Source organism: Planctomycetota bacterium, assembly GCA_035574235.1.
Taxonomy (GTDB): Bacteria; Planctomycetota; MHYJ01; order MHYJ01; family JACPRB01; genus DATLZA01.
In genome coordinates this window covers 1-7,878 of sequence record DATLZA010000110.1, presented here as the reverse complement: position 1 = coordinate 7,878, position 7,878 = coordinate 1, and the positions used below count along the sequence as shown (strand labels likewise).

Below are 7,878 nucleotides of genomic sequence, written 5' to 3'. Positions count from 1 at the left end.
GCCCGTTTCGGCCTCCTTCAGAATCCGGACGATCTGCTCCTCTCGGAACCGCTCCTTCTTCATCGATCCTCCTCCTTTCTCGGTCAGAGGATCTTAAACACTGAGATTTCTCGTGGCCCTAATTTTGGGGAGCAGGCCCCGTCGAAACCTTTACGGTGGACGTCGGAGAAGGTCTGGAAAAGTGCAAATTCTTCGTGATGCCGATACGTCGCGCGCGCCGGGCCCGTGCGGCGGCAATCATGAGCTGGGCGCTGAAGGAGACCGGGACCGCCCAGGCGGCGCCTCGGATGCCCCAACGGGCAACGAGAGGAGCCGCCACCGCGAGACTTAAGAGCGCCCCGCACCCCTGGATCCAGAGAACGCCCCGTGTATCACCATAGGCATAGCATACACGCTCGAATACTTGCGCCATGCAGAGGAGAGCATAACCGGCGGCGATCCAGGCCATCAGAGCCGAGTGGTCGCGATAATCGGAGCCGAGCGCGAGCGCTGCAATCTGCCTATGAAACAAGGCGAAAGGCAAATAAAGCAGCAAAGAGCCCGCTGTGACCGCTCGAAGCCACAAGGCCAAAGCCGCCCGCTCGGCCGTGTGGTCAGCTGCGGACACGCGCGTGTAGTAAGGTTGCCGCAGAGCGAGGTCAACAGTTCCCGAAAGCAGCATGAACGGCTTGCTCGCCAGACCATACATCGCGGCGTAGAGACCGGCCGCCGAGATCCCGGCCATGCCGGCGAGGAGGTATCGGTCGGCCTGGGCGCTCACCCAGGCGATCAGCGGCAAAGGCGCAAGCGGAAGCGCATAGATCCACATGCGAGGAAGCAGCGCTTCGGGCGACAGCAGGACGGTGGGGGATGAAAATCTGTTCCCGGAATCCCGCCTCCGGCCCAGAAGACGATAGCCTCCCAGTGTCGCGCCACAGCCGAGGAGGTACCCTCCAAGCACGGCGGCACTGCTCGGGCCAAAAACGACAACAAGCGCGAGGGCTCCAGAGATCCGCAACCAGGCGTCCACCGCGATCAGAAGCGCCATCGCGCGCTGTCGGCGGGATGCACTGAGAAAGGTGACTTCCACGGAACGCGCGATTTCGGCCGCCAGCAGAACCAGGGCAAGGACTGCCGTCCACGTGTGCTCTGGATGGCTCAGGGTCCAGATCGCGCCAGGGGCTCCCATGAGGAGGAGGGCCGCGATCACAGGCTTGCGCAAACCCACCCATGTCGCGCGCCGGAGCTCCCCTTCCGCACCCGCGGCCGCCACTTCGGGATACAGGCGCAGGACGGACTGCATCCACGGCCCCGCGACAAGACCATGAGCCAGACCGACCGTACCGACAACGAGGACGATGGTTCCATAGACGGAGGGCGACACGAGATCCGTAATCAGGCGCAACCCGACGAGCGTGGCCGCCGCCGAAGCCATCTGTCCAGCGAAGACCCAAGCGGCCTCGATCACGATGCGACGGCGGAACATGGAGCGAAGGATCATCATGCACGCTCAACAAGGTCGCGTACAAGGGTCCCCACGCGGTTTCGATAAGCCTCGACGCTGAAGTATTCGAGTCCCGCTGGGCGACCGCGCGGGAGAGACAGGGCTTCTTTAATCGCTCCCACGAGTTCCTGGGGGTTTCCTGGATCCACGAGGCGGCCCAGCATTCCATCGCGCAACGCCTCGCGGCTGCCGTCGAGACGGCTGCCAATGACGGGTACGCCACACGCCATCGCTTCGAGGTAGACGATTCCGAACCCCTCCCCTCTGCTTGGCATCACGAAAACGTCGGCAATATTGTACAGATCCAGCTTTTCTTCCTCGCTCACGTAACCGGTAAAGACCACCCGGTCGCCCACTCCCAAGGTCATCGCTTTGCGCTCCAGCCGGGGACGATCGTCGCCGTCGCCCACGATGACATAGGCTATGTCGGGAATGTCCTTTATCAGGTCAGGCAGGACTTCAAGAGTTTCATCGAACCCTTTATAGCGTTCGTATCCCGCAAGTCGGCCGACGGTCAGGAGAACCCGTTTGCCTGTCAGGTTATAACGCTGCGCCAGGGTAAGGTTGCGAGGGCGAGGGGTATATCTCTTGAGATCTACGCAGTTGGGGAGAACATGCAATCGACCGCGCGATAATCCGCACCACGACCGCATCCGTTCGATAGTATGCCTGCTGACTGCAATTACGCATCGGATGCGCTGCAGGGCGTTTCGAACGAGAGAACTCGGATGCGGTCGCCAGGCCTCCACGCCGTGGACAACCACGGCAAGGGGGCACCCGTGCATGCGGCTGACAACCCAGGCAAGAGGCAACAGGTTGAGATGGCCGCAAAGCACGAGATCGAAGCGGGTGCGGGAGAGGGCCCACTTCAGCGTCCGGAGAGCGTAGATGACCTTTCCTTGGGCCGCCGCGCGGTCGAAAACGACCTTGTCGGGAATCGGCTCCGGCTCGCGCTGGATGAGTCGTGGTATGGCGACGATCGAGCTGACCTCGGTCATGCCCGCCAAAGCGGCAAGCAGGTCCCTGTTGAACTTCGCGATGCCGCCGATGCCGCCGTAAGCGTCCGTGACGAGCATGGCGATCCGCCAGGACTTGAGCGCGGGGTCGCACGTTCGCGCGACCGTCTGCGCCCATATTCTCAAGTTTCCTCGACAGGGGCGGCGGGGAGGAAAACCGCGCGTCCACGCCTGAACGGGCAGGGAGAAACCCGTCTTGGGGCGGCCGGAGAGCACCCGCCACAAGTCCGGAGAGGCAAGCCGAAGGAGCGCCTCGCGGTCGAACGGGAGATTCACCCGCGCAAAGCGAAGCCAGGCTCGAAAAAAAGAAATATCGATAAAGGGAACGCGGATTTCCAGAGAGTGCGCCATGCCCGCCCAATCCGCATCCCGTAGGAGCTGGTTCCGCATATACCCCGTCATTTCGAGGAGCATGATCTTCAGCGCGGGGGTCCGAATTCCGCGAATGGATTCTTCCAGGCGTCGAAGGAGGTCAAGGGCCGACAGCCCCTCCCGCAGAAGCCCGGGGTCGAGGAGGCTCCGAAGCTCCCAAGGCATGTACAAGGCACGCCGCAACAGATAAGCGCCGGCGAAAGAGGAGCCATATTCAATCAGACCGGCGACCTTGGGGAAGCGCGTCCGTCTGAACAGGGGTGAAGAGAGCCACCGGACACCACGGCCGAAGCCCGGCAGGATTTGAAATGCCCTGAGATACCGATGCAACCTCGGAACCTGACGGTAGGACGAATAGCCGCCGAAGAGCTCGTCTCCACCGAGGCCCGAGAGAGCGACCTTGAGTCCAATCCGCGAAGCGGCCCGACTGACGAAGTACGTGTTCACGCCGTCGATCGTAGGCTGGTCCATGCACTCCAGGAGGCGGTCCCGTTCCTGCTCGAAATCCGGCCGGAGAATCGTCGCCTCGTGGTGGACCGTGCCGAGGAGACGCGCACTTTCCGCAGCCCCGGTCGATTCATCCTGGACCGTGCCTTTGTATTCGTCAAAAGAGAGCGTCACCGTCCGGAGAGGTGTTTTACACTCCCGCACGGCGAAGGCTGCGATGAGGTTGGAGTCCTTTCCCGCCGAGAGAAAAAGCCCCACCGGGACGTCGGAAACCATGTGGAAGCGGACGCTCTGGCGAAGCGCTTCCAGGACCTGCTCCGCGGGCGAGTCCGATCCGACGGAGCTTTCCTCGGCCGCCAGGATCTCCTCCCGGAGGTCGAAGTGTCGCCGTGGAGAGGCCAAAGGGGCTCCTTCGCGCACTTGCAGGCAGGAGCCCGCGGGAAGGGGGCGAACCGCCTTGAGCCACGTCCAAGGTTCCGGCACGTGCCCCCAGATGAAGAACCCTGTGATTCCGGGAGCGCTCACGTCCATCGACACTCGGCCGCCCGCCGCGATCGCCTTCACTTGCGAAGCGAAGCGCAGGGTATGACCGTCGTCGGCCAGGTATAGAGGCTTGATTCCGAAAGGGTCCCGGGCCAGGAGCAGAGTTCGCGTGCGGGCATTCCACAAGGCGAAAGCGTACATGCCCCGGAGGCGTTCGACCATCCGCTCTCCATCGCGGGCGTAAAGGTTCAGGAGGACCTCGGTATCGGTTTGGGTTCGAAAGACAGCTCCCTCTTTCTCCAGGTCCCGGCGAAGCTCCCGATAGTTGTAGATCTCGCCGTTGAAGACGATCACCAAGGACCCGTCGGGAGAGCTCATGGGTTGGACACCGGCGGGAGAAGGGTCGAGGATCGCCAGGCGGCGGTGGGCGAGGGCGATTCGCCCGTCTTCCGAACGCCAAAGGCCGGCGCCATCCGGGCCCCGGGAAGCCATGCGGTCCCTCATCCGCACGAGTTCCGCGTTGTCCACGAGCGGCCCGTCCGGTCCGTAGGAGAAGATGCCGGCTATCCCACACACGGCCGACTCCAGCGGGGAAAGCGAGTCCAGGGTTGGGATCGCGCCGTGCTTGCCGGAATGAGAGTTACATCGTATAAATCCGGCTTATCGTCAAGCCGGATTTCCGAGAAAGCACGGCAACGGCTCAGGTATATCGCCGCCTGCTCTACGTGGACATCGTCTGGTGGCATGTCGCGATCCACCGGAAAGAGCTGATCCAAAGCGCGATCCGCGCGGGCTACGACGTCCACGTGGCGCTTCCCCCCGGAGGCGATGAAAAGGCGCTCCAGGCGCTCGGCGCGGAAATCCACCGCGTCAATCTTTCCCGAAAAGGAATGGAGCCGTTTCGGGAGGCCGTCTCGCTCGCCCGTCTGGCGCCCTTCTATCGGAAAATCAAGCCCCGTTTGGTCCATCACCTCACTCTGAAACCCGTGCTTTACGGAACCCTCGCCGCCGCCGCGGCCCGCGTGCCGGCCGTCCTCAACGCCGTTACGGGTCTCGGATACCTTTTCGATCGGCATGGGGCGCTCTTCCGCACCGCCCGAGAGGGCGTTCTCCGGATGCTTCGGCCGGCCTTCCGACGCCGAAACGTGTTTTTTCTTTTTCAGAACGAAGAGGACAGAAGCGAATTCGAACGCCGGGGATTGGCGACGCCCGAACGCACGAGGGTCATTCCAGGCTCCGGAGTGGATATCGAACGCTTTCAACCGAAGCACGCACCGGCCGAGGGTATGCCGATCGTGGTCCTTCCGGCGCGCCTTCTGCGCCCTAAGGGGGTCATCGAGTTCGTCCAAGCAGCACGGAAGCTCCACCAGACCGGCGTTCGCGCCCGATTCCTCCTTGCGGGCCGGCCCGACCCCGGTAATCCCGCATCGATCTCGGAAGCCGAGATCCGGGACTGGATGAGGGAGGGGGTCGTCGAATGGACCGGATGGGTGACAGATATGCCGGGACTTCTGGCCCGAAGCCATGTCGTCTGCCTGCCCTCGTACCGCGAGGGTCTTGCGATGACGATCCTCGAAGCCATGGCGGCGGGAAAACCCGTCGTCACGACCGACGTCCCCGGCTGCCGCGATGCGGTGACGCACGGTCGCGAAGGGCTTCTGGTCCCGCCCCGCGATCCGGCCGCCCTGGCCGAGGCCCTCCGAACCTTGATCCGCGATCCCGGCCTCCGCGAGCGGATGGGCGCGGCCGGCCGCGCGAGGGCGGTCCGCGAGTTTTCCGCCGAAAGGGTGTGCGAGGAAACCCTGGCGCTCTATGAGCGGATCCTGGAGGCCACAAGGCGCGCGCCTTAGCGATCCTTCCGCCACGCCTCGCTCCTCGCGTCGGCCACGCTGAAAACCCCCGAAGCGGCGGACCCGGAACGGGCCTGCCCCTTCTCGCGTCCGCGCGCCCGCATCACGACCCTCTCCGCCAGGACGAGAACGGCCAGCAAAGCCCCGATCTGCAGCAGGATGATCGCCGTTCCGCGCGGCGTGGCGTACACGAGCCGCACCGCGCTCAGAGCCACCGCGAACGCCATCAGGCACACGAACGCCACCGCCTGACGGTGCGAAAAACCGATCCTCATGAGACGGTGGTGGAAGTGGCTCCGGTCGCCCGTCATGAGCGGACGCTTCTCGCGAAGCCGAATGAGAATCACCGAGGCGGTGTCGTAGAGCGGAAGAGCCACGACGAAAAGGGGCGTAAACACGGAAGCCAGGGGGTTCTTCGCCGGACCCGCGCAGAACGTCAGAAGCAGCGTCGCCATCGCCATGAAATAGCCGACGAGGAGGCTCCCCGAACTTCCCAGGAAGACGCGCGCCGGATGCGCGTTGTACCTTAGAAACCCGAGAAGCATCCCCGCCCACGCGGCGCACAGCAGGACCACGTTCGGCTGGTCGCTCACTCCCATGATCGTCAGGAGCGCCAGCGTCCCGACGAACGCCACCCCCGCCGCCAGCCCGTCGAGGCCGTCCAGGAAATTGAAGGCGTTCGTGACCCCGACGATCCAAAGGACGCCGATCGCGCCGGCTGCCCACGGCGGAAAAAACGTAAGCGACGGGCCGTAGCCGAGCGCCACCAGAGCGGCCGCCACCAACCCCTGGACGACAAGCCGTGCGCGCGCCGAGACCCCGCGCAGGTCGTCCAGGAGCCCCAGGACGAAAATCGCCGCCGCGCCAAGCCAGATCGGAAGGATCTTGAGCGACAACGAGGGCGCCTGCCCGAGGAGCTTGCGCCCCAGGTCCGGAAGGAACCCCGGAGGCTCGACGCCGCGGAGCAGATACGCCGCCCCCAGATGGCCCCAGACGACCAGGGTCAGCGCGCCGAAAAGCGCCCAGCCGCCGGAGAGCGGCACGGGTTCAAGATGAATCTTCCGCGGGCCGGGATGGTCCAGAATCCCCCAGCGGCGCGCCCCACGCGCCCCCAGCGGCGTCAGAACGAGCGCCAGAAAAAGGGAAACCAGGAACAGGTACGACGCCAGCTCGACCATCGCCTCTCTCTCGCCCGGAGCCGAGCGGATTATACCGCGCCCGGGGCGCCGACGAACCTTTTTACGAAGGGAACGCGCGACAAGGATGGCGGGTAGGCACGGTTTCCGGAAGCCGGGCGGCGGAGGACCTCAGGACGGGCGACGCCCCAGTTCGGCGACGAGACGCTTCAACGGGCCCGCCCGAACTCCGGGAAGAAGAGCGGAAACCTCCGTCGGCGCGCCGGTGGGACGATACACCAGGAAGCCCTTCCACGAACGGCCGCGAAGAGATGCCGCCAGGCGGACAATGGGGCGCCCCTGGTCGGGAAACGCCGTCCGACCCGCTTTGGCTTCGACCAGAAGCATGCGACCCGCACCCGCCGGGACGATGAAATCGACCTCCAGGCCCTGACGGTCCCGGTAGAAGTAGATCTCCGGACGCCGCCCGCAGCCGATCTGATGCTTGACGATCTCCGAGGCCACGAATCCTTCGAAAAGCGGCCCCAGAAAAGGAGAGCGCTCTAGTTCTCCTTCGGGCATCTTTCCAGCATCCGGGGAAGCAACCCTCCCGGAGGGCGATATCCCGAAAAACAGCTGCGGAAAAAGGGGGGGATCCCGTTCGTCCGCACCCCGGAAGAGTCCCGCGCTACCGCCCCGGCAGGGCGTCGCGAAGGCGCTTCGCCTCCGCGTCCTCCGGGTGCGCGCGGAGCCATGCCTCGAGCGTCCGGCGCGCGGCCGCCGCCTCGCCGGCTGACGAAAGCGCCCGCGCCAGGGCCAGCGTCAGCCCCCGGTCCCCCGGCCGCAGCGCCAGCGCCTCCCGGTAATCGTCCGCCGCGAGCGCCCACATCGAAAGCGCCGCGTAGAGGTCCCCCCGCCGGACCCGCACGTCCGCCCGCGAGGGGGCCAGGCGAAGCGCCTCCCCATACGCCTCCGCCGCCGCCAGGCGGTCCCCCCGCGCCGCCAGGAGTTCCGCCTCGAGCACCCGCCAGGCGGGCTCCAGCGGGTCCATCCGCGCCGCCGCCCGCGCGCGCTCGAGAGCCCGGTCGTACGCCCCCAGCCGCCCCCACGCC

6 protein-coding genes are annotated in these 7,878 nt (G+C 65.2%); 1 reads left to right on the top strand and 5 read right to left on the bottom strand.

The features are described from left to right. Positions 1-118 precede the first annotated feature (118 nt). Positions 119-1,483: a lipopolysaccharide biosynthesis protein gene (locus VNO22_09880; protein ID HXG61675.1), complete on the bottom strand. Its 1,365-nt coding sequence runs from the start codon at positions 1,481-1,483 to the stop codon at positions 119-121. Further along, entirely contained in the window at positions 1,480-4,377 is a 2,898-nt protein-coding gene (asnB, locus tag VNO22_09875; GenBank protein HXG61674.1) for an asparagine synthase (glutamine-hydrolyzing), read from the bottom strand. The genes VNO22_09880 and asnB overlap by 4 nt, the downstream gene beginning before the upstream one ends. A gap of 149 nt (positions 4,378-4,526) precedes the next feature. On the opposite strand from asnB, the gene VNO22_09870 reads away from it, so the two are divergent. After that, entirely contained in the window at positions 4,527-5,651 is a 1,125-nt protein-coding gene (locus VNO22_09870) for a glycosyltransferase family 4 protein (GenBank protein ID HXG61673.1), read from the top strand. On the opposite strand, the gene VNO22_09865 is transcribed toward VNO22_09870, so the two are convergent. The 3 genes from VNO22_09865 to VNO22_09855 all read right to left on the bottom strand — a co-directional run. Beyond that, complete coding sequence (locus VNO22_09865) at positions 5,648-6,829, bottom strand: MraY family glycosyltransferase (GenBank protein ID HXG61672.1); 1,182 nt, start codon at positions 6,827-6,829, stop codon at positions 5,648-5,650. The two genes, VNO22_09870 and VNO22_09865, sit on opposite strands and share 4 nt — an antisense overlap. A 129-nt stretch (positions 6,830-6,958) precedes the next feature. Continuing rightward, a complete protein-coding gene (locus VNO22_09860) occupies positions 6,959-7,348 on the bottom strand; it encodes a DUF4143 domain-containing protein (protein ID HXG61671.1) in 390 nt (129 codons plus the stop codon). Positions 7,349-7,454: 106 nt separating this feature from the next. Beyond that, positions 7,455-7,878: tetratricopeptide repeat protein (locus tag VNO22_09855; protein HXG61670.1), on the bottom strand; the 424-nt coding region annotated here is incomplete at its 5' end.

Excerpts from the sequence above, each read along its gene's own strand:
- VNO22_09880 (HXG61675.1), bottom strand. The coding sequence starts at position 1,483 with ATGATGATCCTTCGCTCCATGTTCCGCCGTCGCATCGTGATCGAGGCC.
- VNO22_09865 (HXG61672.1), bottom strand. The coding sequence starts at position 6,829 with ATGGTCGAGCTGGCGTCGTACCTGTTCCTGGTTTCCCTTTTTCTGGCG.
- VNO22_09860 (HXG61671.1), bottom strand. The coding sequence starts at position 7,348 with ATGCCCGAAGGAGAACTAGAGCGCTCTCCTTTTCTGGGGCCGCTTTTC.